The sequence below is a fragment of the Alistipes sp. ZOR0009 genome (assembly GCF_000798815.1).
GTDB lineage: Bacteria > Bacteroidota > Bacteroidia > Bacteroidales > ZOR0009 > Acetobacteroides.
Map to the genome: position 1 here is coordinate 115,685 of NZ_JTLD01000121.1, position 25,995 is coordinate 141,679.

Here is a 25,995-nt window from a genome sequence, read left to right on the forward strand (position 1 = left end):
TTTTTGGTTGAGTTAAAGTAATACAGCATACCGAGTATTGCTGCAATGACCGCAAAAATCAACCATTTACCTTTTGTCATTTACAAAGTCCTCCTGGTTGCTGTTTTCTTTTTTGCCCTGGTGGATGTTTTTTTTGCTTTTGTAGCTTTTGGCTTAGACGTTTTAGTCTTTGTACTCGCGCTTGCTGGCGCGCTAGTGCTTTTCTTTTTTGCGCTAGCTGGCGCGCTACTTTTTTTTCTTGCGCTAGTTGGTGCGCGACTTACAGTTTCTTTTTTCATGTTTTTCTCCTAAAATTTAGTTGAAAAGGGAGTTTCGCAACGGCCTTTTTATGAATCTTGATTTCTTGATATGAGATACAATTTTAAGGAGTCAACATTTTGTCTTTCAAGATTTCTCTACATCCTTCTTTATTGTTGTTTATTTTTCTTCATTTTTCGTTATTTTTCTTCATTCGGAGCTAGCTTTTTAACACTCAAAACGCTATTTTTCCACAATCTTTTATTTTAAATCTTAGAGTAAATGGAAGGCTTACAGATGTTAACTAAAAAAGAGCTGGCTAACGCGTACGGTATACACCCGCAAACGATGAGCTCACGGCTAAAGGAACTTGGAATAACAGGAAAGCAGCGTATTAAACCAAAGGATTTGGAGAAGATATACGAAGAGCTAGGAAAACCTAAGAGTGAGGGTTTAAAATCATAACTTTAATATACATTAAATCAACATTATATATCTATCTGTAATTGTAAAGCGTTGAAAAGTAATGTATTAATATGTTTGTTTTGTTGTATGTGGTAAATTATCAACGTTTTATAAAATTACAAATATATAGTTTGTTTATATTCAGTATTTTGCAAAATACAGAGGAGGAAGCCTATTGGCTTCCTCCTTGTGAATACTATACAAAAACCTAAAAAGTTGCTTCTCCCGAATAAACTTTTTACTCTACAGTGCCATAGTTTGTTCTAACTCTAACAGATTGCCTGTTGTGCTTTTTCTAAATTTTACCTGTTTCTCTTCTAATCCAATTTTTATAACCACAACCTGTTCTTCATTTTTAGCGTGTTGTAGGATAGATATTAGAAAGTCGCAGCAGTTTAGCTCTAATGATGTAAGAAAGGGTAATAGCCGTCTAACTTCTCTAACGGTCTCCCTCCTTTTTCTGAAATCTGCGTGTGATCTTAGCAGGTTAAACGAAAAATCAACAATGATTTTTTTGCCTTCATTTGTGATGTTTACATCCGCTTTCAATTTAATGGGTCGATGCCATTGAAAAGCACAAGTAACTTCACTTAAAATACCATTAAGGCCCATCCCATACTGATTTTTTTATAAAGCTACGACTTTGAAAATTGCTTGTCAATTATATTTGACATCTAGATGTGTGAAATTTTGCAAAATGGTTTTGTTTTCGAATAATTTAGTTTGAGTATAAATAGCCGCAAGGAATCAACCAATTTATTCAACTTATGTTTTAATGAGAAAACATTAACATGAAATTGAACTACAAGTTTCTTTTCGATGCAATTGAATATTCAACCGCTCATCCTAAGGTATTTGCTGCTGTAAAAGAAGAAAGCGATGGTTCTCCAGTGATTGTTAAATCAATTAAGGCTGAAATATCGGAGTGTAGCCTGCAAATTTATCTTAAAATATTCATAACGTATCACAACTCAGTTGACAAAGAGCTGAAGAGTTTAGAAATTGACATTTCGTATGATAGGGAAGAATTATTTGAGTTGACTAAAATTCAGAAAATGACCATGTCTACATAAATATTATAGGAATGTAGTGCTCTTTGTTGGGGGAGCTTCTTCGGGAGCTCCCTTTAATAAAATAAAAATTGAATCGTGATGATTAAAATGGATGAACCTGAAATATTATTACGTAGTGCAATTGATGAAACGTTGAAGCATCGCGATGTAATTAAGTTTATCAATGCTTGGAGTAATAATCCTATACTGAGGATTAGCAGCGTAGAAGTTATACCTAGCTACATGCCTGAGAATCTTTATGTGGATTTTTACTTTAAGTATCAAAATATTGACAAAACTACCGATGAAATTTTTTTGATCTCTGTGGCCTGGAATGGAGAACGTGGGTGTCGGGTGCTAAAAGGAGAATGCAATATTTGATCTGATGGCTATTAAAAAACATAATACTCCTTCTTAACCACTCAATTGCATTGTTGTTTTAGTTGGTAAACCCTAAGGCTGTTGTTTTTTGTTTGCAACCAAGGTTGTGGAGAATTTGCTCAGCTGTATGGCAACCTTGCTGAAGGTTGCCATACTTTTTGCAGAATAGGACTGTTGGTCACCAAAAATGAAAGAAAAAGCGCATTGTATTAAATACAACGCGCTTTTAGTATGGGCAGTGTTAGAATTACGGCGAGCAAAATTAATTTTTTATCCGATTCAAGAATGCATCAAGTTTGTCTTTTGTGACAGTAAAAGGAGGCCTGACTTCGCGCCAAACAATCTCTGGGTATAATTTTTCAAACTTCTCAATTGCGATATCACAATTTTTACTTTCTACGTCGATGAGTTTAAATGATAGTTTGCCATCGACACCTTTATAATCGAAGTGATAAACGTAAATGATGTCTTGATCTTTATTATTTTCCATTTTGTTCTATTTGTTTTGAAGGTTTTACCTTTAATTTTTTCGTGCGCAAAATACGCTCTTTTCTTTCATTCTGGTACGTTGATTCATGCTAAAAAGCCTCGCCACGTTCAATTTCTTCTCGAAGCATTTTTTGAAGCGGTGGCAATATTTGTTCAGCAAATCTTTCACATGCCTTTTCGCATTTTTTACCATAAAGGATGTAAGCCATTCCAGTATAAAGTTTTGAACCAAAATACTGTGTATTTAAGCTGCAAATAAATTCTCTGAAATCTTTACCGTGACTTCTCCATGCATAGGATAGGTTTCCGTAGTCTGTTACCGATGCAAATAGTCCATCGCTGGTTAGAACTATTTGGCCTAACCATTCTCCGTTATCTCCCCTGAGGGTGTAATTTTTCGATCTTATTTCTGACATATCACTTATTTTTGAAATCTTTTAGTACTACTCCTTTTTTGTCAAAATAGGTTATCTTCCAATTTGGATGACAATTATGCGTTTGTCCTTTCCATTTACCGTCTGTAAATAATACATTCAGATTTGCCGAACTATTATGACCAGTAATCACGCCTTTATTGCCATCAACTTCCACAACCATACCACAGTAAGCAAACTCTATCCCTCTATACTTTGCATTGCGCTTAAAATCTTCTGAAGTATAAACACTTCCAGCACATTTACATCTTATAGACAAATAACAATCTCCATAGCAATCATCGAGATAAATTAGAAACTGACTTTTAGCATGTCCATAAGAGGTTGCGTTAAATGATGTCCAATGTTCTCCATCTATTGAGCAGATATACGATTTTAGTTCACCTTGTTTTTTCATGCTAGGAAGCGTTAGAATTCTGATATTATTAAATGTTGACCATCAAGTTTTAATGTTCTATCGCAAGAAGGACACACTCCTGAAAATGATTTGATGCCCCAGAATACCTTTGCCAATATCACATCTCTTTGACCGCAGCTACAATCACAATAGGCGTAATCGTAAAATAGAGTCACAATGACTTTTTCGCTTGCTGAAACTAATTTTTGCATAACTTTGAAGTGTATTATTCAGAAAACTTTGTTTTTAAGCCCATTCGTGCCGCGGGAACGGCTACGAATGGGTTTCTTTTTACTCTTTTAGTTTATTCTCTTCTTCAATGAAGGCGTTTACCCCCTCCTGAAGCGTCTTTTTACGCGTTAGAACGCGCTCCTGGTACGCGATTACAAAAGGCAGATGCGCGTTATTTACTTCAAATAGCGCCAGAAATCCGCTACGAAGCCGCTCAACACGATCCGACATTGTAGGCTTGAGGCTCATTGACTGTGATTATTACGCTATTTACGGATAAAACGACCTGTGTTTGTGCCGCAAACTCTGCTTCTGTTTCGCTGGCTCCCGCTGCTAAGAGGTCGGCCTTTGCGACATCTTTATCGTTAGACATTCGATCCAGCAGGGTGTTTAAGCTGGACATTGCGGGGTCTGTAAATTTTTTACCACTAAGAAATGCGACTACAAGCATTGCTTTTACTTTTTCGCTATCAAGAGCTTCTGTGTAGCTCATCTTTTTGGGTATTCCCTTTTTCTTTGCCATGTCAAGACCCTTTTACTTTGTGAAACATGAATAAGACTGTTTTTGAAGCTTCAAACTCCTTTGTTTCCGTTGAAAGGTTACACCTGGCATCGCATTGTTGGTATGTTGCTGAAACGTAATCAAGAGGAATGCCTTTTACTGTTTTTCGAAAGAAGCCTGTTATCGTGTAGGCTATTCTGTCGCGCATCCCAAAGCCTGAGATGCAAAAAACATCGTCTACTTGTAATTTGCAAAGAGGGGTTGGAGTAAACCTAGCCCGTGGCTTTGCATTTACTTCTGAAGTTGTTGTATTCATAAAAGAAACTTTGTTTGTTGTGGTTTAAATTGCTTCTGAGTCGAAGTATAGCTTGTAGTAGTTACGTTTACTTTCGACGTCAAACCCGCGCTCGATACGCGAGTGATCTCCGTGTAGGTAGATGTGAAAGTTTTTATCCAGCTTTATGACACTCTTGAACTTTTTAGCCGCATTTTTAGCCGCTTTGCGATCTATCGCAAATGATTTATCAAGATTTATAGCATTGCTCGCCTGGTAGTGATCTTTATATTCCTTGAAGGTGTCTATTATTTCAGGTTGTTCTAAAACTTCAGACATGAAGGCTTCTTCTTCAAAGTTTTCATTTTTTCTGAAAAAATCAGTAGTCTTATTGAGCATGACCGCCTGATCTATTGACTCTACATCGTTATCTCCATTAAAAACGTTAGTCACAAATGAGCGCACGATAGTCATATAGTTCAAGGTTTTGTATCTGCTATCATCAAGATGGGTGATGTTCAAAAAATCGTTGTACCAAAAATCGGCTTCAGAGTTGTTTGCGGCCAAAACCTTGTAGCCATCATCGGCACTAGTCTCTAAGATTAGGCATGCTTTATCCAACTTGTTGATGTTAATGCCTACTTCTGCATCAATATCTAAACCACCGTCACAATCCCTTATTTTTAAGAATGTTTCAGTACTTTCAGACTTAAAAATACCTATCGCATTGCAAATTTCTCCATCGCAAATAATGTCTTTAAACTTGGCAATGTATAACTCCCCGTTTTTTATCTTAGGATGTTGAGACACCTCCTGGAGATATTCTGCAATCCCGATGCTAATTGTTGCAAAGCCTCCTTTCTCAAATATCAATTTTACAGCACCATAAACGAAATTTAGAGACAAATCGCTTTGATGGCTAAACCTGTAGTAGATGGTATTTCTGAACTGGCTAAGCAAGTAGTGCATTAAAATAGAGGCTTTAAAGTCATCTTCAGGTAAGGAGATTGGGCTTTTGCTTAGTTTTACTTCTCCCATTGATGGATTACCAACCTTGTGGATAATCAACTTTTCAATTCTTGCTTCAGTTAATTCAATCATAATTTTGTTTTTAAGTGTTTTGCTTTTTGTTTACTTCGTGGTTTGAAACTATTTAATACATCTGACATGAAACTTGAAATTGGTAAGTGCTACGCCTTCTTCTACGGAGAAAGAAAAAAAATCGAAACTTTTTTCTTTATTGGAGGAGAATCTGCTATCTGCTATGATATCGAACGTGTTACTCTGATTTCTTTTATGGAACTATTCCAAGAGCATGTTCTTGCCTATTGGGAGTTAGAACCTTCTAATGAAAAGAAACAAGAGTTGCTCAGAAGGCTGAAAGCGCATCAACTCGATTAAGATTCTTCCCAAATCTCATTAAAGTCAATAAACACCTGCGCCCATTCCTCGCTTACTTGGTTTAATACTATTGAGTTTGCATGTACTTTGAGTAAGGCTGTGAGCTTAGGCCGTTTTACGTACACTACCTCCAAACTTTCAATGGCTTCTTTGAATGTGCTGGCATCAAAATCTTTGAGTAAATCATCTACCTTAACCAGCAGAGATAGAGGCGTTCTTTTAAGATTTCCGTTCTTGTCATTGAATAATGACAACTTAACTTCATCCTTAAAGTGGTAGGGGGTTAGTGCTACTTTCTTTTCCATTGGAACTTTTTTTTGAGTTTAAATATTTTTCAGTTGTGTCTTATTCTCGCGGAGCACCAGCTCCTCGTCGGTAAGAGGCTTACCGCGCTATCTGCGTACCGCCAGCACTATCTGGGCGCGGGTAGCGCGCTGCTTGGCTGCGCTCCTTTGACTGCTGGATGCGCGCCTCCACCTTTTGCACGTATGGCTCCAACCTGACCTGTAACTTTAGGAAATCTTCTTCACTACCTTCTAGCAACTCATCGGGGGCAATCCCTGCTAGGTAGCATGCTGCGGCCATCACGCCAACCACTCCACGCTGATGGGCAATCATTCCACGGCTAGTAAGTTTCGAGCAGCTGAGCTTTACCGCCCACGCCGAACCTTTAGCAATAGGGTCGTTACCGTTTACCGCGTTAGCAAACATTCGATTGTAGTCTTTTTTTGTGGATTCAAAATTTAAGTTACTACCCTGAGGGAGGTGTTGACGAGCTTCGCGGTTGAGCGCAATAAGAATGTTCTGAAACGTGATCCGCTTGGTTTCGTTTAGTTCCTCATATTCGCCGTTAATAATTCCTTTGAAGCAGCGTCCTATAAAACCAACAGGAATGGTCCTATACTGCGTTTTTTCGCGCAATTCGGCTATAAATTCTAGGCTGTCTGTTGGTGCATCAAAATTCTTTCTTCCACACTTCTGGTAGAGATCAGTAAGTTTTGCAGTAAACCAAGGAATAAGTTCCCTGTTGGAAACATCGCCAAATCTGCGGTTTGGGTCTAAGAAGATTTCTTTCATATTGTTGTAATTTTGGGAGTTAACTCAAGTTTTGACCTAGACGAGTTTCGTCATCTTGCAGCAATTTGCTTAATATGGAGGACTGTCGCCCTGGTGTCGCTTCTATGTTTTGAGCGCGCGGCTCGGGAAATTCTTTTTTTTGCGAAGCAACTTTGCGCGCCCAATTGCTGAAGTGGCTTTTAAAGTCTCTTTCGCTCTTTTTTGATACTCCAATTGTGTGAAGATGGTCTGAGAAGTCCGCAACCAATATTCTAACAGTTTGAACGTCGATGCCCAACCGCCTAGACACTGCTTCAACCCAAGGCTGGTTTTGAATCACAATATCCTTTACCTCATCAACGAAAAACAGCGACGCAGAGCGCTTGCTTGTATTGTCGTTATTCTTATTTACATTATTTACATTATTATCTTTATTATGTTGTAGCCCCTCAGTTAGCCCCTCAGTTAGCCCCTCAGTTAGCCCCTCAGTTAGTCCTTCAGTTAGTCCCTCAGTTAGTCCTTCAGTTAGTCCTTTAGTTAGTCCCTCAGTTAGTCCCTCAGTTAGCCCCTCAGTTAGTCCTTCAGTTAGTCCTTCAGTTAGTCCTTTAGTTAGTCCCTCAGTTAGTCCCTCAGTTAGCCCTATAGTTTGGTATTTGTCATAATTACAGATTGTTAACCTAGTCGTATATTTTATTCCCTCTATGGTTATCATTTTTTCCCGTTTGAGTAGATTTAAAAATATTTTGACTTTTTTTTCAGACCAATTAAAAAGAGACGAGTAGGTTTTTATAGAATTAACTAGTTGCCCTCTTTTGCATTCTATTAGTTGCCCTTTTATGTAAACTTTCTTGTCAGAATAATTTGCCTCAGAGATTAACACAAGCCACGCTTCTAAAGAAGTTAGTGCTCTCCCTCTCTCAAATAACCAATGATTGAAAATTTTTCGATGTATTGATATATATCCGTTGGAGATCATACTTACCTCCTTTCATTTTTGCCCTTGTTTATAATGCTTTCGCTTAAAATGTTATCATTCTTGATGGTTAGAATTAGGACATCAAGTGTTTTTGAGATATTCGGGATATCATCTGAAATTGGGTGATGGATGGATAATTGTTTTGACACATCTTCTAAGAAAGAGTAAGATTGTTCACTTATCCTGCATGAAAATTGCTTTTTCTTCATAAGATAACTATATTTGTTGTATCACATCTGTAATACAGAAGCAATATTACAATAGGTTATATAAATAACCAAATGTTTTATATTGCATTAGTGTTAATATTTGTTTTATTTGAATTAATCTTGATATGAAAGGCTTTGAAACGTTTGGAGAAAGAGCGAAATATTTAATGCGGGTATCTGGGGTTAAGATTGAAGACATTTCGCTCATTATACGCAAATCTCAACCTGCAATTTCATCTTATCTTACAGGAAGGACTTATCCTTCAGAGGATTTTTTTCTTGCAATAGAGCAGTTAATCCCAAATGCAAATTTTAATTGGTTAATAAAAGGGAAGGGTGAACCTTTCCTGGAGGGTAGTGCTGTTCTTACGACGGATAAAGAGGTGAAACTCCGTGATGAAATTGAAGATTTGAAAAATACACAAGCACAATTGTTGAAAGCTGTGAGTGCCCTTTCGTCTATAGTGCCGAGTCAGGTAGCAAAAGAGCAGCCTCGGTCTTTTAAAATGGGCGTTCATGTTTCAGGCCTTCGTATACATGATTTGATTGAAAAATATACGATGGCATGTACGCCCCTCGCTGTAGAAACAGCAAGAGCCTGAGAAGTTGGGCTGTAGGTTAAGCTCCGAATTAATCTATAGTTTTATTGTGAAATTTTGTGTGACCGTTTGAAATTCTTTAATTTGCACCAAAATTTTTGGTGGTATTCTGTACAACTTATTATTATGCAAGAAAATCTCGTTATTGTTGAGTCGCCTGCAAAGGCAAAAACGATTGAAAAATTTCTCGGAGAAAATTTTTTGGTCAAGTCTAGTTATGGCCATATTAGGGATCTTTCGAAGAAAAATCTCGGGATTGACATCGAGCATAACTTTCTACCAGAGTATATTATCTCTGAGGATAAGACAAAGGTTGTTCAGGAGCTCCGGAGTTTGGTAAAAAAGGCTAAAACGGTTTGGCTCGCTTCCGATGAAGACCGTGAGGGGGAAGCCATCGCTTGGCACCTTTCCGAAGTTCTAGGGTTAGATCCCCAAAAAACAAATCGAATTGTTTTTCATGAGATCACCAAGGAAGCCATACAGAAAGCCATCAAAACGCCACGTACAGTAGACCTAAATCTTGTAAATGCCCAGCAAGCCCGTCGAATTTTAGATAGGTTGGTGGGCTTTGAACTTTCTCCCCTTTTGTGGAAGAAGGTTAAGCCTTCGCTTTCGGCAGGTCGTGTACAGTCGGTGGCTGTTCGGTTGATTGTTGAGCGCGAACGGGAGATTATGAACTTTGTTCAGACCTCTGCCTTTAAGGTGACAGGCCTATTTGAACCCAACTCGAAGGAGTACCATCTAAAGGCGGAACTTGATAAGCGTTTTGAGGATAAGGTTCAGGCGAAGAAGTTTCTGGAGGGTTGTATTGGTGCGCAATTTGCTATTTCTAACGTGGAAAAGCGTCCAGGAAAGCGTACTCCTGCAGCTCCTTTTACGACTTCCACCTTGCAGCAGGAAGCTGGGCGTAAACTTGGCTACTCTGTTAGCCAAACAATGACTATTGCGCAGAAGCTGTATGAGGCGGGTTTGATAACCTACATGCGTACCGACTCTGTTAACCTTTCCGCGTCTGCTGTTAATGCTGCTGAAAAGGCCATTATTGCCATGTATGGTGCCGAATATCATTGCAGAAGGCAGCATAAGACAAAGGCAAAAGGGGCGCAAGAAGCGCACGAAGCCATTCGTCCAACGTACATAGAAAATCCAACAATAGACGGCACACCCCAAGAGAAACGGTTGTATGAGCTTATTTGGAAGCGCACGATTGCATCGCAAATGAGTGAAGCGATTACCGAAAAAACCACCATCACGATATCGGCTACCACCGTTAAGGAAAAATTTATCGCTGCAGGCGAAATTGTTAAGTTTGATGGTTTCCTGAAAGTTTACAAGGAATCTGCTGATGATGAAAACGCTGATGATGATGCCGAAGTTCTTCTTCCTCCAATTAAGGTAGGTGAGCATCAAAATGCGGTTGAGATTGTAGCCGTTCAAAGATATGCTCAAAAGCCACCTCGCTATGCGGAGTCTAGCTTGGTGAAAAAAATGGAGGAGTTGGGAATTGGACGTCCTTCTACTTATGCACCAACCATATCTACCATTATAAATAGGGGGTATGTAATAAAAGAGGATCGTGCTGGTTTTGAACGTGCATTTGATACTATTACTTTAAAGAAAGATACCATAACAGAAAAGACTGCTAAGGAAAATTATGGGGCAGAAAAGTCAAAACTTTTTCCTAGCGATATCGGAATACTTGTGACCGATTTCTTAACGGAGCATTTTGGTAGTATTATGAACTACGACTTTACGGCTCGGGTAGAGAAAGATTTCGATATTATAGCAGAAGGTAGCCTAAAGTGGGAGGAGATGATTAGAGAGTTTTACTCACCTTTCCATAAGGATGTGGCGGAGACAATGGAAACTTCGAAACCTTCAAAGGGGGAGAAGGTGCTTGGTACAGATCCTAAAACAGGTAAAACAATAACCGTACGTATTGGGCGTTTCGGCCCTATTGCACAACTGGGGAATAGCGACGAGGAGCCTACCTATGCTGGTTTGCAGAAGGGGCAGCTTATCGAAACTATTACGCTAGAAGAAGCTCTGAAATTATTTGAATATCCTCGTAACCTAGGAGAGTTCGAAGAGAAACCTGTTCAGGTAGGAATTGGACGATTTGGACCATACGTGAAGCACGCAAGTAAGTATGTTTCTATTCCAAAAACAGACAGCCCTGGAGAAATCCATCTAGAACGTGCTATAGAGCTAATAGAAGCAAAACGTAAGCAAGATCTGGAAAAGTTTATTAAAACCTTCGAAGAGGAGCCTACTTTGCAGGTGTTAAATGGTCGTTTTGGACCCTATATTTCGTTTGATGGGGCTAACTACAAGATTCCAAAAACGACCGATCCTAAAAGTTTGACCTTGGAAGATTGCCGTAAGCTGATAGAAGAGCAGGCATCTACAGTAAAAAGGCCAAAGGCAAAGGCTGGTGCAAAAAAATCGGCCACTGCAAAAACTACAACCAAAAAGGCTGCCACGACAAAAACTAAGGCTGCAACAACAAAGAAGGCCGCAACAAAGAAGACAAAATGATTATAGCAGAGCATCTTGTTCCATTCGATAAATCCTACGTTTCTGATCTCGTACTAAAGGGTTCTGTTGCGGATATCGCTCACTTTTGTAAAGCAGAGGAGCGCATTGAGTCTTTGACAGCAGGTACTGTTGCGATTTTGTTTGCTGAACAAGAGTGCTCGTTAGGATATGATGAGCAGCTGCTTTCTGCTCTTGGCCAGCTGTTTCCTACATGGGATACGCTCAAGGTGGCTATTCTTGGACGCTTGATAACCTCCTCTAATGAAGATTACAATTATACTTCGTTTGTGGAGCTGCTGAACGAACTTTTGAGATGCGGGCATTACCCCGTTGTATTTAGCAGCAACAGAAAGTATGGGGAGCTCGCTTGCCAAATCCTCCAGAATGCAGGAAACTTAAATCTTGCTTCAATAACCCCAACTTTGGGGTTTTCTGCAGGTTTTCGGGATGCAGATGTGGTTGGTGCACTAAGTTGCATAAGCTTTCAACCGCACGATTCCATTTCGGCAATAGCCACTCAAAGCTACTTCTCTGATGATACGTTTGTCCGAAAATACGAGAATCTCTACTTTCAGCATATTCGGTTAGGCCACCTTCGGGAGTCTATTCGTTTTGCAGAACCTCCATTGCGTGACGCAAACTTACTTTTGGTAGACGCTTCTTCAGTTCGATTTTCTGATTTTTCGTCATCGGCATATATTTCACCTAATGGTCTTTATGCAGAGGAGATTTGTCAGCTGATGCGTTATGCCGGTTTTTCGGATAACCTGTCGATGGTTTTTTTCGGAGGTTTTGACCCGGTAAAGCTAAAAGACTCTCCTGTTGATATAATGCTTATGGGGCAAGGCGTTTGGCATCTACTAGATGGTCTTGCGCACCGGCGTGTGGAAAAGGTTGGGGTGACGAATTTCCCTTCCAAGCAGTTTTTTGTAGACCTGGGAGAGCAGGAACCGCTAACGTTAAAATTTTTGCGTAGCGATGTTACCGGACGTTGGTGGCTTTTTATTCCATCCCCTTCGGGTGGCGGGCGTTGGATTGCCTGCGACGCTGAGGATTATGATAATGCGAAGCACCACGAAATGCCACTACGGTGGATTTCGGTGTACAAAACGGAACGGTAGCTTATGCCAATAAATGGGGGGTATCCTCAATTTTTTTTAAAATAAAGAATTTGTTTTTCTGTTAATTTGTTTGAAAGCTAGATTTTTCCTTATTTTACCTTCCAACAAAAAAGAGTTTAATGAGAAGTTTAGTGGGAAAGATTGGCTGTGCTGTTTTACTCTCGTTGTGCTGGGTAAATTCTTATGGACAACAGGATTCACAAAGTTCCCAATACATGTTTTTGCCCGTTTTATACAATCCTGGGGCTGTTGGAAGTGATGATCTAGCGCATGTTTTTGGTGACGCTCGGCTGCATCAACAGGGGTTAGAAGGAGAGGGGCGCACAACCTCTGCAGGATTTAACTTTCCTTTTAACATATCTAAATTGAAAAACGGCTTTGGAATATTGGTTTCAGATGATAAATTTGCCTTTAGTAAAAATTTGACTGTAAAGGGCAATTACGCTATACAGTTAAAGCTGGATGATAAGGGAATAAACAAGCTAGGTGTTGGACTTGGCTTTGGAGTAGTAAATGGGGTGTTTGACAAATCTTCGGGTTCTTCTGTAAAAGCACAGTTGAATTATTTAGATCAGGGTAAGTTTACATCAACATCTTTTGATTTAGGGGTTGGTTTATACTTTACGAGTAGCAGGTTGTATTGTGGAGTAGCTGTAAACCACTTAACAAGCCCCAAAGTTCCGGTAGGATCTGATAAAGTGTCGCTAAAACCTACACTTTATGTGAATTCAGGATACGCACTTCCTATTTCAGAATCAAAATTCTCCTTTTCTCCATCATTTTTGGTACAAACAGAATTTGTGGCCACGCATTTGGCGCTATCAGGTGTGTTCGACTACAACCAAGTTATATGGCTTGGGGCAGGATATCGGTTAAGCGATGGAGTTACTGCCCTAGCTGGTTTTAAGTTCTTTAAAAGTTTACAGGTGGGCTATTCTTACGACTACTTGACCTCTAAGTTGGGAAAGTACTCGGATGGATCGCATGAGTTGTTTTTAAAGTACTCCTTTTCTTTAAAAAGGGATAAAACTCCATCACGATACAAAAGCATAAGGTTTTTGTAGTTATTTTGTTATTTTAACGATTGTTTTTATAGCGTTATAAAGTTGTACCTATGAGAAGATGTTTCCAGTTGTGTGCCCTCGTTGCTCTTTTGAGTAGTTGTGGCCCTAATATGGGTGGTGAATTGGTTGGTGTGGATGGAAGAAGGGCCACTCCAGAGACTCCTCCGTTTGGGATGGTGTTTGTTCCTGATGGATCGTATACGCAAGGTGTTGGTGACGAGGATGTTTCTTACGCTATGACGGCAACCTCTAAAACAATTACTGTTGAGGGGTTTTGGATGGATCAAACGGAGATTACAAATAACGAGTACCGTCAGTTTGTGAACTACGTTATCGATTCTATTTCTAAAAAAATGCTGATTGATGGAGGGATGGACGAGTTCGGAATTTCAGAAGACGAATTTGGCAACCCTGTAGAGCCACCAGTAATTAATAAAAAGGCAAGAATTGACCCTCGAAGTGAAGATCAAAAGGAGATTTTGAAGGATCTTTACTACCAAGGCGATGAAACTTTCTACCGTCGTAAGGAGGTGGATACGCGCAAGCTGAACTACGAATTTTACTGGTACGACTTTACTCAAGCTGCTAATAAGAAGAATAGGTACAACTTCGAGAAACAAAAATATGAAGGGAATATCACCAAACTTGATGGCAAGAAGGAGCCTATCCGTAATCGTGGCTCTTTTATCATGCGTGATGTGGTAAATGTTTATCCTGATACGCTTTGTTGGATTGCAGACTTCTCTTACTCTTATAACGAACCATGGACTGCCACCTACTTTTGGCAACCTCAGTACGATGAGTACCCTGTTGTTGGGGTTACCTGGAAGCAAGCTTTTGCATTTTGTAAGTGGAGAACCAATCTTCTTTGGGATTTCTTGACTGAAAATGGTGAATCTCCTGTTCATGAGTACCGCCTTCCAACCTCGGCAGAATGGGAGTATGCCGCTCGTGGAGGATTAAAACTCAATATGTATCCTTGGGGAAATAACTACACCCGTAATAAATCTGGTTGTTTTATTGCCAACTTTAAGCCATTGAGGGGGAATTATTCCGATGACGGTGGTGTAAAAACAATTGCTGTAGGAACGTATGATCCTAATGACTATGGGCTTTACGATATGGCTGGTAACGTTGCCGAGTGGACTAGCGATGCTTTTGATGAAAGTTCGTATTCGCTTACGCATGACTTGAATCCAAGTTACCAGTACAACGCTAAACCAACCGATAAGCCTGCTCGTAAGCGTAAGGTGGTTCGTGGAGGTTCTTGGAAAGATGTTCACTATTTCCTACAGTGCTCTGTTCCTACTTACGAATATCAAGATACTGCAAGATCATATATAGGTTTCCGTTGTGTTAGGTCGTTGATGGGGGGTAAATAAAAAATTCGAGACTATGAAAGGGAAGTTAGATTTTGTACAGACGGAAGGTTGGAAAAATTTTATGGCCAAATTATATGGGTGGGGTGCATCCATGGTAATTATAGGTGCTCTTTTCAAGTTACAGCACTGGCCAGGAGCTGGCCCTATGCTTGTAATAGGAATGGGTATTGAGGCTATAATCTTCTTCTTTTCAGCTTTCGAGCCTGTGCACGAGGAGTATGATTGGAAGTTGGTATTCCCAGAATTAGCGATTAAAGACGAGGAAGCTCTTGAGCGGATTCGTGAAGAACGAAAAAGAGAGAAGGAATTGAAATTTGGAGCCGCAGCCCCTTCTGGAAATGGAGGCAGCGTTAATATTCCAAATCTAAACATAAACATTGATCAAGATTCTATAAATAAAGTCAATCAAGGGTTGGGTAGTTTGGCTGAGGCTGCAAGTAAGATTGCAGATATGACAACGATAACCTTGGCAGTTGATGAGCTTTCTGGAAAACTGCAGCAAGCCTCGGCTGGGGTCGATGGATTTAACGGTCAGGTCGGCGCTTCAGGAAAGTTGCTTAGCGAGTCTGTTGGTACTTTGAGTGGCTCTTTTGTTCAGGGTGTTGATATGGTTAAGCAGGCTGGAGATGCGCTTGTTGGTGGGGTTAAGCAGGCAACAGAATCGTTGTCGCAAAGCCTAAAAGAAAGCGCGTCATCTATGACATCTCATTTTGAGAGAGCCGGATCTACGATTGAAACCTCTATAAAGGAGAGTAGTAAAGAACTTTCTGGTAAAATCTCTCAATCGGCAGATATTTTGTCTGGGTCTTTTGAAAAGATTAGCCGTCAGGTGGTGGCTGATATGGAAGCGCTAAAAGCCGGAAACGGTAATCAGCAAAAGAATTTGGAATTGCTCAATAAGAACTTGGCAACACTAAATTCAATTTACGAGCTCCAGATTCAGGAAACCGATAAGCACTTGAAAAATTCTAACGGGCTGTATCAGGGTGTTGAAGGGATGGTAAAAGATCTTCGCCTTTCGGTAGAGGAAACTCAAAAATTCCGTCAAACAATGCATACGTTAAATGCAAACATCAGCTCATTAAATGATGTATACGGTAATATGCTTTCCGCAATGCATGCAATCCAAAATAACTAATATAAACTAATTTAGAGTAGAGGTTATGGCTGGAGGAAAGCAAACGCCTAGGCAGAAGATGATTGGGATGATGTATTTGGTGTTGACAGCAATGTTAGCGTTGAATGTGTCTGCCGAGGTGCTGGAGGCTTTTGTCCTTGTTGATAAAGGCTTGAACCAAACCCTGAAGAGTTTTAGTTCAAAAAACGAAGATTACTACAATCTTATAAAATCGGCAGAAAACAATAACCCCACAAAGGCAGCAAAATGGCGCCAGAAGGCGGATATCGTTAGGGCTAAATCTGCCGAATTCTGTAAGTATATCGAGGATATAAAGCGTAAAATTGTCGAAACTTGCGACGGTAAAGATGCCGCAGCGCTTACTCCCGAAGGTATCGACGGGCACGAGGTGCAGGGAAAAAGCGACACCAGCGTTCCTGCCAACATCCTTCTTGGCCCTAGCGAGAATGGGGAGGCATACACGCTAAAAAAGAAGCTGGAACAGTATAAAAAGGATCTTCTCGCTCTTATTGGACCAGATGAAAAGTTTGGACCAACATTAACGATAGAAAATATCCTTGATACAAAAGATCCAAAGGTTACCAAGGATGGTACCAACCGTACTTGGGAAACAAGCCGATTTGAAGGCGTACCTTTAATTTCTACGCTTCCGTTGCTATCAAAATTTCAGGTAGACGTGCTAAACTGTGAGGCTATTATGCTTGACTATTTCTTTAAGCAGATAGATGCTGCAGATGTGCGCGTGAACATGTTCGAGCCTGTTCTGATTCCAGAATCTTCGTCGGTTCTTAAAGGAGAAAAGTTTAAAGCAACCCTAATGCTGGCTGCTTACGATAAGACGCAGCAACCTTTAATGACTATCAATGGGCGCTCGTTGCCTGTGGTTGATGGAAAGGCAATTTTTGAGGAGCCTGCAACCATGTTGGGAGAACGAACTCTTAAATGCCAAATTGTGGTTACAGGACCAGATGGAACAAAAACGCCATACCCTCAGGATTTTAAATATCAGGTGGTGCAGCCTATGTTTACGGTATCTCCTACTAAGATGAATGTGCTGTACCGAGGTATTGATAATCCTATGGAGTTGAGCGTATCGGGAGTTCCTTCGGAGAGGGTTGAGGTTAAGATCTCTAACGCATCTTACCGTCGATCGGCCAACGGATATTTGGTAAATCCACAGGATGGCCGGGTTTGCGAAGTGAACGTTTGGGTTAAGAATAACGGTGTTAGTAAGCTCATGGGAAGTAGCAGTTTCCGCGTAAAGCCTCTTCCAGCACCAATTCCAAAGGTTGATGGAGCGTCTGGTAAATTCATAAGCAAATCTGCGCTGATGTCTTCTTTAGGCATTAGAGCCGAAATGCCACAGGATTTTGATTTTGATTTAAGGTACGCTATTCGTTCATTTACCATTGCTAGCCGAAATAGCGAAGGATATGACGTAAACCTCTCATCGGGTAATGCTAGCTTTACAGATGAACAAAAGAGAGCATTTGCTAGTATGAAAGCTGGAAACCGTTTAACGATCACGGATGTAAAAGCGGTTGGGCCAGATGGTAAAGTTGTTGAATTACAAGATTTAGTTTATAAAATACGATAGCCATGAACATGAAGCGTTTGACCTCTGCTTTGGTCCTTGCAGTTGGCTTTTTTTGTGTTGAAGTTGCAGTTGCTCAGGACGAGGAAATTAAAAAACCAAGTCTTGTTCAGACTAGTCCATATACAAAAAGCATAACACAGGAGAGAACTTCGTTACCTTACCATGCGGTTCAGGAAGCTGACATCATGTGGTCTAAGAAGGTTTGGAGAGTAATTGATCTTAGAGAAAAGATCAACTTCCCCCTTTACTATCCTACCCAGAGAATGAGAAATAGGCACAGCCTAATTCAGGTGCTCGTGGATAGCATTAAGCACGGAGCTATTAGAGCTTACACTACCGATAATAGCGATTTTGTAGATACATTATCGTTTAAGGAAATCGCTAAGAGATTTGAGGCTGTTGATACTGTCGAAAAAAGACCTTCTTTGGAGGATGCATCCGTAATGGTTGACGTTCCTGTAAAAGGTGTTTGGAGATGGAGCGAGGTGAAGCAAGTTGAGGTGCTAGAGGAATGGTTTTTTGATAGAAGACGTTCGGTTCTTGATGTTCGAATTATTGGATTGTGTCCTATCCGCGTTTTCCACAAGATGTTAAAAACAGGTGGAGAGGAGCAGGAAGATGAGGCTGATGATAGCGAACTAAACAGAACACAGCTTTTCTGGGTTTACTACCCCGATATCAGAAACGTCCTAACTCGTACGATGGCTTTCAATGCGCGTAATCAAGGGCAGGAGTATTCGTTTGACGATATTTTCTTGAAGCGTAAATTCTCTTCTTACATCGTGAAGGAAGCCAATGTTCAAAACGATAGGCGTATCAACTCGTACACAATTGGAGGTATTCCAAATATGCTGGAATCTCAAAGGGTATACGACGAGATTATGAGCCAAGAGCAGGATATGTGGGAATATTAATCCAGATATAAAAAGAGGGCGGAAGTTTAACTTCCGCCCTCTTTTTTGTATTTAAATGAACTCTTTGCTAAGGTTTGATACGTCGGCAACGATATTCTTTACCTCCTTTTCGTTGCTTTTGGGGATTATCATTGTCGCCTGATCTGTCTGCGCTACAATGTAGTCGTTCAGTCCTTGCACAACAAGCATCTTATCCGATTTATTGCTGATAATACAGTTGCTGGTGTTGTAGGTTATGATGTTGTCTCCGATTTCCGCGTTACCTCTCCCCTTTTTGGGGCTAACTTGGAAGAGAGAAGCCCAAGATCCAACGTCGGACCACCCGAAATCTGCGCATTTTACGTAAACATTTTGGGCTTTCTCCATCACGCCAAAGTCAATCGATATCGAGCGGCAAAGGCTGTAAATATTGGCTATAAAATCCTTTTCTTTGGGCGAGTTGTAAATTCCTACACCATCTCTGAAAAGGGAGTCTATTTCGGGTAAATTTTCGGATAGCGCATTGAGTATGCTCTTTAAGTTCCAAACAAAAATTCCGGAGTTCCAGTAAAACTCTCCGCTATCAACAAATACTTTAGCCAGCTCGATGTTGGGCTTTTCGGTAAAGGTCTTTACCTTGTAGGTGTGTTCGTGCTTATCTACCTGTTCTTCCGCATTAATTTGGATGTAGCCATAGGCTGTTTCGGCTCTATTGGGGTGTATGCCAAGAGTCATTAATGCGTCGTGGTTTTCTGTATACGAGAGAGCCGACTCTACCGTTTTTAGAAACTTGCTTTCGTTTAGGATAAGGTGGTCGGCAGGAGTTACAACAATGTTGGCCTCAGGGTCAATGTTTAGCAGCTTGTAGCATGCATAGGCGATACACGGTGCGGTGTTACGCCTTATTGGCTCAAGTAAAATCTGCTCCTCTTTAAGTTCCGGAAGCTGGTTTACAAGCAGATCTCTGTACTTTTCGTTGGTAACAACGTAGATATTCTCCTTCGGAATAATCTGACAGAAACGCTCGTAGGTGCTTTGGATGAATGTTTTGCCTGTACCAAGTATGTCTAGAAACTGTTTTGGACTGGTGGATTTGCTAAGCGGCCAGAAACGGGTGCTGCTTCCACCTGCCATTATAATGCAGTAGCGGTTGGAGGCCATTGTAACGGATGTTTTGTTTCAAGACAAATGTACTAATAATATCATCGGAAAGTAAAATTGGTTTAGCGGAGAATCTTCGCTACTTTTGTAATATAACTCGAAACGGTATGAATTTCTTTGAGTCAATAGGGAGTTATACTCTTTTTGTCAGAAGGGTTGTCTCTAAACCAGAAAAATGGGGTATTTACTACAGGCGTACCCTTTTTGAGGTTGACAAGTTGGGTATTAACTCCATCGGTATTGTGATCATTATTTCCATGTTTATAGGGGCTGTAATTACCCTTCAAACGGCATATAATACAACCAATCCTTTTCTTCCAAAGTATTTAATAGGCCTAGCAGCCCGCGATTCCATTATTTTGGAGTTTAGCTCTACCATTGTTGCCCTTATTCTGGCTGGAAAGGTGGGTTCTAACATCTCGTCGGAGTTGGGTACTATGCGAATAACCGAGCAGATCGATGCGCTAGAAATTATGGGCGTAAATTCGGCGAGCTTTTTGGTGCTTCCAAAAATTGTTGCTGCCGTGTTCTTTTTTCCGATACTAACCACGCTAAGTATTTTTGTCGGAATCTTTGGTGGCTGGATGGTTGGCGAATTCACCGGTATAATCACCACCCAAGAGTATATCAAAGGGATTCAGTATTCTTTTGTTCCCTTTTATGTGACCTACAGCTTAATTAAGGCTACCGTTTTTGCCTTTCTCATCACCTCCATTTCTGCTTTTTATGGCTATAACGTAAAGGGTGGTTCGCTCGAAGTGGGACGTGCAAGTACTAAGGCGGTTGTTGTTAGCAGTATAATGGTACTCCTATTCAACCTATTATTAACCCAACTATTGCTAAAATGATTCGCTGTATAGATGTTTGTAAGTCGTTTGATGGACGTGATGTTCTGAGCCATATCAACGTCGATTTCGAAAGAGGAAAAACAAACCTAATTATAGGGCAAAGCGGTTCGGGGAAAACGGTGCTGCTAAAAAGTATGGTCGGGTTGCACGAGGTAACCTCGGGCGAAATAATGTTTGGAGATGTTAGCTTCTCCTCGCTAACGAACGACCAAAGGCGCGACGAGCGCAAAAAAATTGGAATGATATTTCAGGGTGGTGCGCTTTTCGATTTTGCTACGGTGGAGGAGAATGTACTATTTCCGTTGGATATGTTTACCAGCATGTCGCCTGCCGAGAAGCGCGAGCGCGCCAACTTTTGCCTGCAGCGTGTCAATCTGGTAAATGTCAATAAGCTTTACCCTTCGCAAATAAGTGGAGGGATGCAGAAGCGCGTTGCCATTGCACGTGCTATTGCGCTTAATCCTCGTTACCTCTTTTGCGACGAGCCCAACTCTGGCCTCGACCCAATTACGGCTGGGGTTATTGACGACCTGATTAAAGAGCTAACCGTAGAGTACGACATAACCACCATCATCAACACCCACGATATGAACTCGGTGATGCAGATTGGCGATAAGGTGGTGTTTATCTACCAAGGTAAAAAATGGTGGGAGGGGTCTCGTGAGGATATTTTAGAAAGCGAAAACCCCGAGCTGAACAACTTTGTATTTGCATCGGAAATGGCGCAAATGGTAAAGAAGTACCACAACAAGCTTAAGAGTAAGTAGGACCTACTTTACCTCTTCAAAGTCTACGTAGTCGCCAACATCCTTTTTAAACTTCTTGTCTTGACCACCCGATTGCGAGATGGTAACATCTCCCTCGTGCGATTGATCTTGGGTGTTGGTACGGCTATATTGTTGGTATTGTGCTCCTGCATTGTTTGCAAATCCTTCAAACTGCTTCTGTACTTTACGTAGGTACATTTTTAGGATTAGCTTTCCAACAAATCCTAGAACGTAAATGCCGAGTATCATAAAAAGTATAAAGGTCAAGAATCCTTCCATTGCTTTAGTATAATTAGGGGCAAATATAGCTTGTTATTGGTACAATTGCCCCTTGGTAATCGATTTGCTAAAGAAGCGTTGGAAGTTCGTTCGAAATTTCCTTGCTACTAAGCGTATTTGCTTTAAACGAAATTGCAAAAAGCGTTCCATCTGGATTGGTTACAACGTAGGTGGCGTCTTTTATGTTGTACGGATAGCCGTTGTATAGCTCTCCTTTACTATCGAAATGGTAGATGTTCTTATCGGCATCTATGACGATTATCCCTTTCGATGCTCCCCGAACTATTTGCACGTAAACAGGTTCGGAGGTGGTTTTTGCCTCGAATTTTTCTGTAAGGTCTTTAGATACGAGCTGCACAAACTTATCTCCAAGAAGTAGCAACCCTTGGCTATTATCGTTTAGGCCGTCCTTTATTTTTTGAATGTTGGTAAAGTGCGCTGTCATCTTGTCAGCCATTGGCATAAATTGGCTGTTTACCATTAGTCCCTGTTCGGGCTTAAATAGGAGCATCTTCTTGTCGATAACAAGAACTTTTCCATTTCTGATATCGAAAGAAACTCGCCTTACAAGCGACCCTTTTGAGTTAAGTATTTCGGTTCTGTTGTTTCTTCCTGTTACAATATAGTTTTGCTTGCGCATGGATGCCAGCGCAAGGTTGCTTGGCCTAAATTTTAATCGGAATAGCTTCTTGGGCTTGTCGTTGCTTCCTAGAGCCAGCATGTAAACGTTGTTGGACTTATCTACCACCAGCAGCTCGTCCGATGCCGATTTGAGCGCCTTTTGCCCAACTATTTCGGGTTTGGAGTCAAAGTTGTAGTCGTTAACTAAGGTTCCTTTGCTGTTGTAGAAAAGAATGTTGTTTTTGGATAGAATGCCAACCACTGGTTCGCCAGATATGCTGTAGGTAAAAATGGAGTCGGTGGTGTTTTTTAGCTTCTTACCCCAACGCTTGTTTAGCTTCCCGTCGTAGGCAACAAGGCTATCCTTATAGCTTAGCATTAAAAAGTTGCTGCCGTTGCTTAGCGTTAGCAGGGTATGCTTTACGGATGATTTTGGCAGTGTACGCGTAAACTGAGGCGTTTCGGTTACAACTCGTCGGCTCATGTAGCCCGATACTAGTAGGTTGCTTCCGCTGGGCGTGAGCATCATTCCCAACCCGTTCCAGCCCGCAAATGCCTTCTCTTTTGCCAGCTTTTTCACGGCATTGCCAAAGAGTAGGCTAACCATCTTTTCTGAGAAGTTGGGATTGATATACAGGGCTGCAACTCCGCTTGGTGTTATCTTGTTGCTCCAAACTTCTATTACCTGCTTGTTTTTGCGCATCGAGGCAATGGTTTGCTCGTACTGAAATAGTTTGAGCATGCGTTCGGATGCTGCCAGCGTGACCCTATCTCTTTCGAAAAGCGCGTAGGTGGGTGTTACTATCCCAAATGCTTTCCCCAGTATGGAGGAGAGGTTGCTGCTGGTAGAATCTAGCTTAAGCTTTACAATGCTATTAGCCTCAATATTTTTTAGGTGAGTTACGCTTCGTAGCTTATGTATGGTGGAGTCCGCATTTTGGGGATACAGCATTAGCACAAACCCGGTTGAGTCGTTGCGTGGATTTTTAATATGCTGTAGGATGGCCCGGTTGGGGTTGATGTCGGTAAGCACCTGCCTAATGGTGAGCTTCTTCTTATCTGTTTCGGATGCTGGGGCTATGCTGCTGGCAAATTGTTCGTATACCCGCTCTACGCAAAAGGCGGTATTCTCGGTAATCAGCGTTGGTGTCAGCAGATCTTTTTCCGACATGGTCGCCATTGATTTTCCGTAGCTGGTGTTGTCGTTGGTGGTAAGCATTCCGCTAAAAGCCAGCTCGTCGTTCCCCTGCTGGTAGTCTAGCACCAGCCAGCTGCACAGGTCGCTGGCGGCTGTTGCCCAGCAGGCCTCTTCCGAAAAGAAGTTTGCCTTTAGCCAAGGTGCTGCCTGCTTCATGCTGATGGCAATGGATGCGCTGCTGCTCGAGCTGGTAAGGTTGTAGGCCTTTTTTAGCTCCTCTTCGGCGGGGTAGCTAGCATCTAACTTTCGGATTGAGGACTCTATCACAATAAGCGATGGGCTAATGGTGGTTATGCCCTTTTCGTGCGAGAGGTAGAGCGGCGATCCGTCGGGGAAGGTGCAGGAGTAGAGTGGCTTTCCGTTGTAGTCTATCTCTCCAATCTTGAGCCTGCTTTTTTGTAGCCATGCCGCTATCGTTCGTTGGCTAAACTCCTCGTTCGAGCGCAGTATGATGAGCGGTTCCAATCTATCCTTGCCAACGGGGTGGAAGCTAATCAGCAGCGTGCTGGTAAGCATCTCCCCAAAATCGTTGTCCCGGCTAAGCCTCTCAAAAAGCTGCTTCACCTGTGGGTTCTCTAGGCGGTAAAATAGGTTCGAAGCTGTATCCGCAGAAAGAAGCTGGGCGGGGTGATTTACCCTTACAAGGGCAACGGCATCGGTGGGGATGGCCGCTAGCGCATCGGTGGTTTGATTCTTTTTGCTGTAAAAATGGATAAAAGCTCCTCCTAAGCCTGCTAGCATTACTAGCCCTAGGATAATTAGTACGACATACTTTTTTGTTGACATGGCTATAATTATTGCTTCAAAGGTAAGGTTAAGGAGTTGTTTAACTCTATGCTTTAAACATTTTATACCATAAAAATGGCATTTATTCGCCGATTTTTATCGTCCAATCCATATTTATTCCTTGTGGCAATGGCATATTTCGATTTTCTTTGTAGTAAAAGCCTTTACTATGGAGAGTACGCAGAAACCCAATATAGACGACAGCTGGTATGAGGTGCTTAAGGACGAGTTCGAGAAGGACTACTTCCGTTCGCTAAAAGAGTTTTTGGTGCAGGAGAAGAAGAGCCATGTGGTTTATCCTCCCGGACCGCAAATTTTTAATGCCTTTAACACCACCCCGTTCAACGAGGTTAAGGTGGTTATTCTTGGGCAGGATCCCTACCACGGGCCTGGTCAGGCGCACGGCCTCTGCTTCTCGGTGTCTCAAGGGGTTCAGCCTCCGCCATCGCTGGTAAATATCTTTAAGGAGATAAGCAGCGACCTGGGACTTCCACGTCCCGCTCATGGCAACCTTACTGCTTGGGCAAAGCAGGGCGTGCTGCTGCTCAACGCAACGCTAACCGTTAGGGCGCACATGGCCGGATCGCACCAGCGCAAGGGCTGGGAAACCTTTACCGACGCTGCCATCAAGGCTGTTTCCGACCATCTCTCGGGCGTGGTATTCCTGCTTTGGGGCAACTACGCCCAGGCTAAGAGCGCGCTTATCGACACCTCCAAGCATCATATCCTAAAGTCGGTGCATCCGTCGCCGCTTTCGGCCTCGCGAGGCTTTTTGGGTTGCCGCCACTTCTCTAAAACCGACGAGCTGCTGCTGGCGCAGGGTAAGCTGCCGATCGACTGGCGCCTGTAGCTCCGCACGGTAAGTCGTAACCATCTAAAACATGTAGCCATGAAGTGTAAGCCAAATCCCGATACCGTTTTTCCTGTTCCAAACTTTAGCACGGTTACCTACATAAGGCCAACCGTTAAGTCTAAAAATATTGTTGTTGGCGATTTTTCGTACTTCAGCGATGTGGACTTCGAAAAGCATGTTACCCATCACTACGACTTTTACGGCGATAAGCTTATTATTGGCAAGTTCTGCCAAATTGCCGCTGGAGTGGAGTTTGTTATGAACGGTGCCAACCACCAGATGAACGCAGCCTCCACCTTCCCGTTCTACATCTTCGAGGGCTGGGAGCAGGAAATCCCGTCTACGGATGTATTTTCGTTTAAGGGCGATACTGTGGTCGGAAACGATGTGTGGATTGGACAAAACGCAACCATACTTCCCGGAGTGCATATAGGAGACGGCGCAATTATTGGAGCCAGCAGCGTGGTGGCTTCCGATGTCGAGCCATACTCGATAGTAGCAGGCAATCCCGCAAAGCAGCTCCGAAAGCGCTTCGATTCGGAGCTAATCGCCATCCTTCTCGAGCTAAAGTGGTGGGAACTGCCCATCGAGCAGATCAATGCGCTTATCCCTACGCTTACCAGCAGCGACTTGGACGCCGTTAAGGAACAGCTGCGCCTGCTTTTAAAGAAGGGTTAGCTTGATGGTTTTCCTACTCCAAGCGGGGGCGCATAAAACAAGTTGAATCGCATTACTCTCCAAGTTTGCAAAACTCATACATCAGCGTAGCCTTCACAGCTGCGCTTTGCTTTTTTGCTACATTTGGATGGCGGGTTGCAGACCGCTACTTGGTAAGGTAGAAGCCGTAACCGAGAACAAAGTGCGAGTTTTGCGACGTTAGTCTTCGCAGAGGCTTGTGAGCTGGGATAGACTACGGCGATTGGCAAAGGAAACATTGGTGTATAAAAGGCTGCTAACCTAAATATTATTTCTTTTTCATCATTTCTTTTCAAGGATGAAAAGAAACGAAGCAAAGAAAAATCCTGTCGAGGCTTAACTCGCAGGCT

Annotated in this window: 32 protein-coding genes; 17 read left to right on the plus strand and 15 right to left on the minus strand. The window is 41.8% G+C overall.

Annotation, left to right across the window (positions count from 1 at the left end):
• The first annotated feature begins 45 nt into the window (after window positions 1-45).
• On the plus strand, window positions 46-291 hold the full coding sequence (locus L990_RS18750; RefSeq protein ID WP_047452564.1) for a hypothetical protein: 246 nt from the start codon (window positions 46-48) through the stop codon (window positions 289-291).
• Between the two features lie 228 nt (window positions 292-519).
• Window positions 520-702: a helix-turn-helix domain-containing protein gene (locus L990_RS18755; protein WP_047452566.1), complete on the plus strand. Its 183-nt coding sequence runs from the start codon at window positions 520-522 to the stop codon at window positions 700-702.
• A gap of 243 nt (window positions 703-945) precedes the next feature.
• Here L990_RS18755 and L990_RS18760 read toward each other — a convergent pair whose 3' ends face one another.
• The gene (locus tag L990_RS18760) at window positions 946-1,314 is read right to left on the minus strand and encodes a hypothetical protein (protein ID WP_047452568.1); all 369 of its coding nucleotides are present in this window, start codon (window positions 1,312-1,314) and stop codon (window positions 946-948) included.
• A gap of 179 nt (window positions 1,315-1,493) precedes the next feature.
• On the opposite strand from L990_RS18760, the gene L990_RS18765 reads away from it, so the two are divergent.
• Both L990_RS18765 and L990_RS18770 read left to right on the plus strand, forming a co-directional pair.
• Window positions 1,494-1,775: a hypothetical protein gene (locus L990_RS18765; protein ID WP_047452572.1), complete on the plus strand. Its 282-nt coding sequence runs from the start codon at window positions 1,494-1,496 to the stop codon at window positions 1,773-1,775.
• Between the two features lie 78 nt (window positions 1,776-1,853).
• Window positions 1,854-2,135: a hypothetical protein gene (locus L990_RS18770; RefSeq protein WP_047452574.1), complete on the plus strand. Its 282-nt coding sequence runs from the start codon at window positions 1,854-1,856 to the stop codon at window positions 2,133-2,135.
• Window positions 2,136-2,397: 262 nt separating this feature from the next.
• Here the strand turns inward: L990_RS18770 and L990_RS18775 are convergent, their stop codons facing one another.
• The 7 genes from L990_RS18775 to L990_RS18800 form a co-directional block, all read right to left on the minus strand.
• Window positions 2,398-2,625, minus strand: coding sequence for a hypothetical protein (locus tag L990_RS18775; protein WP_047452577.1), 228 nt, complete (start codon window positions 2,623-2,625; stop codon window positions 2,398-2,400).
• An 88-nt stretch (window positions 2,626-2,713) separates the two neighbouring features.
• A complete protein-coding gene (locus L990_RS20300; protein ID WP_197057343.1) occupies window positions 2,714-3,040 on the minus strand; it encodes a hypothetical protein in 327 nt (108 codons plus the stop codon).
• A 1-nt stretch (window position 3,041) separates the two neighbouring features.
• Window positions 3,042-3,455 carry a hypothetical protein gene (locus L990_RS18785; RefSeq protein WP_047452581.1) on the minus strand — a complete coding sequence of 138 codons (414 nt, stop codon included), beginning with the start codon at window positions 3,453-3,455 and terminating at the stop codon, window positions 3,042-3,044.
• 291 nt (window positions 3,456-3,746) lie between these two features.
• A complete protein-coding gene (locus tag L990_RS20150) occupies window positions 3,747-3,917 on the minus strand; it encodes a hypothetical protein (RefSeq protein WP_197057344.1) in 171 nt (56 codons plus the stop codon).
• On the minus strand, window positions 3,901-4,209 hold the full coding sequence (locus tag L990_RS18790) for a hypothetical protein (protein WP_047452582.1): 309 nt from the start codon (window positions 4,207-4,209) through the stop codon (window positions 3,901-3,903). Before L990_RS18790 ends, L990_RS20150 begins: the two co-directional genes overlap by 17 nt.
• 1 nt (window position 4,210) lies before the next feature.
• Window positions 4,211-4,504 (minus strand): hypothetical protein, encoded by a 294-nt coding sequence (locus tag L990_RS18795; RefSeq protein ID WP_047452584.1) that lies wholly within the window; start codon window positions 4,502-4,504, stop codon window positions 4,211-4,213.
• Window positions 4,505-4,528: 24 nt separating this feature from the next.
• Window positions 4,529-5,563, minus strand: a complete 1,035-nt coding sequence (locus L990_RS18800) for a nucleoid-associated protein (RefSeq protein ID WP_047452586.1) — start codon at window positions 5,561-5,563, stop codon at window positions 4,529-4,531.
• A gap of 66 nt (window positions 5,564-5,629) precedes the next feature.
• On the opposite strand from L990_RS18800, the gene L990_RS18805 reads away from it, so the two are divergent.
• Complete coding sequence (locus tag L990_RS18805) at window positions 5,630-5,863, plus strand: hypothetical protein (protein ID WP_047452588.1); 234 nt, start codon at window positions 5,630-5,632, stop codon at window positions 5,861-5,863.
• On the opposite strand, the gene L990_RS18810 is transcribed toward L990_RS18805, so the two are convergent.
• The 4 genes from L990_RS18810 to L990_RS20160 form a co-directional block, all read right to left on the minus strand.
• On the minus strand, window positions 5,860-6,168 hold the full coding sequence (locus L990_RS18810; RefSeq protein ID WP_047452590.1) for a hypothetical protein: 309 nt from the start codon (window positions 6,166-6,168) through the stop codon (window positions 5,860-5,862). The two genes, L990_RS18805 and L990_RS18810, sit on opposite strands and share 4 nt — an antisense overlap.
• Before the next feature lie 79 nt (window positions 6,169-6,247).
• Window positions 6,248-6,940, minus strand: a complete 693-nt coding sequence (locus L990_RS18815) for a hypothetical protein (RefSeq protein WP_047452592.1) — start codon at window positions 6,938-6,940, stop codon at window positions 6,248-6,250.
• Window positions 6,941-6,959: 19 nt separating this feature from the next.
• Entirely contained in the window at window positions 6,960-7,631 is a 672-nt protein-coding gene (locus L990_RS20155; RefSeq protein WP_156121706.1) for a hypothetical protein, read from the minus strand.
• A 266-nt stretch (window positions 7,632-7,897) separates the two neighbouring features.
• Window positions 7,898-8,104, minus strand: coding sequence for a hypothetical protein (locus tag L990_RS20160; protein ID WP_047452596.1), 207 nt, complete (start codon window positions 8,102-8,104; stop codon window positions 7,898-7,900).
• A 125-nt stretch (window positions 8,105-8,229) separates the two neighbouring features.
• Between L990_RS20160 and L990_RS18830 the strand changes: the two genes are divergently transcribed.
• From L990_RS18830 to gldN, 8 genes are all read left to right on the plus strand, one after another.
• The gene (locus tag L990_RS18830) at window positions 8,230-8,706 is read left to right on the plus strand and encodes a transcriptional regulator (RefSeq protein WP_047452598.1); all 477 of its coding nucleotides are present in this window, start codon (window positions 8,230-8,232) and stop codon (window positions 8,704-8,706) included.
• Window positions 8,707-8,829: 123 nt separating this feature from the next.
• On the plus strand, window positions 8,830-11,241 hold the full coding sequence (gene topA, locus L990_RS18835; RefSeq protein WP_047452600.1) for a type I DNA topoisomerase: 2,412 nt from the start codon (window positions 8,830-8,832) through the stop codon (window positions 11,239-11,241).
• The gene (locus tag L990_RS18840) at window positions 11,238-12,362 is read left to right on the plus strand and encodes a hypothetical protein (protein WP_047452603.1); all 1,125 of its coding nucleotides are present in this window, start codon (window positions 11,238-11,240) and stop codon (window positions 12,360-12,362) included. The genes topA and L990_RS18840 overlap by 4 nt, the downstream gene beginning before the upstream one ends.
• A 119-nt stretch (window positions 12,363-12,481) precedes the next feature.
• Window positions 12,482-13,426 (plus strand): PorP/SprF family type IX secretion system membrane protein, encoded by a 945-nt coding sequence (locus tag L990_RS18845; RefSeq protein WP_081981824.1) that lies wholly within the window; start codon window positions 12,482-12,484, stop codon window positions 13,424-13,426.
• 50 nt (window positions 13,427-13,476) lie between these two features.
• Window positions 13,477-14,808 carry an SUMF1/EgtB/PvdO family nonheme iron enzyme gene (locus L990_RS18850; protein ID WP_047452610.1) on the plus strand — a complete coding sequence of 444 codons (1,332 nt, stop codon included), beginning with the start codon at window positions 13,477-13,479 and terminating at the stop codon, window positions 14,806-14,808.
• 13 nt (window positions 14,809-14,821) lie between these two features.
• Window positions 14,822-15,946 carry a gliding motility protein GldL gene (gene gldL / locus L990_RS18855; RefSeq protein ID WP_047452612.1) on the plus strand — a complete coding sequence of 375 codons (1,125 nt, stop codon included), beginning with the start codon at window positions 14,822-14,824 and terminating at the stop codon, window positions 15,944-15,946.
• 25 nt (window positions 15,947-15,971) lie between these two features.
• Window positions 15,972-17,543, plus strand: a complete 1,572-nt coding sequence (gene gldM, locus L990_RS18860; RefSeq protein WP_047452613.1) for a gliding motility protein GldM — start codon at window positions 15,972-15,974, stop codon at window positions 17,541-17,543.
• A 2-nt stretch (window positions 17,544-17,545) separates the two neighbouring features.
• Window positions 17,546-18,457, plus strand: coding sequence for a gliding motility protein GldN (gene gldN / locus L990_RS18865; protein WP_052181168.1), 912 nt, complete (start codon window positions 17,546-17,548; stop codon window positions 18,455-18,457).
• Between the two features lie 51 nt (window positions 18,458-18,508).
• Here gldN and L990_RS18870 read toward each other — a convergent pair whose 3' ends face one another.
• Window positions 18,509-19,597, minus strand: coding sequence for a mannose-1-phosphate guanylyltransferase (locus tag L990_RS18870; RefSeq protein ID WP_047452615.1), 1,089 nt, complete (start codon window positions 19,595-19,597; stop codon window positions 18,509-18,511).
• Window positions 19,598-19,704: 107 nt separating this feature from the next.
• On the opposite strand from L990_RS18870, the gene L990_RS18875 reads away from it, so the two are divergent.
• Window positions 19,705-20,445: an MlaE family ABC transporter permease gene (locus L990_RS18875; protein ID WP_047452616.1), complete on the plus strand. Its 741-nt coding sequence runs from the start codon at window positions 19,705-19,707 to the stop codon at window positions 20,443-20,445.
• Entirely contained in the window at window positions 20,442-21,212 is a 771-nt protein-coding gene (locus L990_RS18880; RefSeq protein ID WP_047452617.1) for an ABC transporter ATP-binding protein, read from the plus strand. Before L990_RS18875 ends, L990_RS18880 begins: the two co-directional genes overlap by 4 nt.
• A gap of 3 nt (window positions 21,213-21,215) precedes the next feature.
• On the opposite strand, the gene L990_RS18885 is transcribed toward L990_RS18880, so the two are convergent.
• Both L990_RS18885 and L990_RS18890 read right to left on the minus strand, forming a co-directional pair.
• A complete protein-coding gene (locus tag L990_RS18885; protein ID WP_047452619.1) occupies window positions 21,216-21,491 on the minus strand; it encodes a DUF4834 family protein in 276 nt (91 codons plus the stop codon).
• Window positions 21,492-21,558: 67 nt separating this feature from the next.
• Complete coding sequence (locus L990_RS18890; protein ID WP_047452621.1) at window positions 21,559-24,096, minus strand: hypothetical protein; 2,538 nt, start codon at window positions 24,094-24,096, stop codon at window positions 21,559-21,561.
• Window positions 24,097-24,265: 169 nt separating this feature from the next.
• Here L990_RS18890 and ung point away from each other — a divergent pair, with 169 nt between their 5' ends.
• Window positions 24,266-24,946, plus strand: a complete 681-nt coding sequence (gene ung, locus L990_RS18895; protein WP_047452623.1) for a uracil-DNA glycosylase — start codon at window positions 24,266-24,268, stop codon at window positions 24,944-24,946.
• A 39-nt stretch (window positions 24,947-24,985) separates the two neighbouring features.
• On the plus strand, window positions 24,986-25,627 hold the full coding sequence (locus L990_RS18900) for a CatB-related O-acetyltransferase (RefSeq protein ID WP_047452626.1): 642 nt from the start codon (window positions 24,986-24,988) through the stop codon (window positions 25,625-25,627).
• Window positions 25,628-25,995 lie beyond the last annotated feature (368 nt).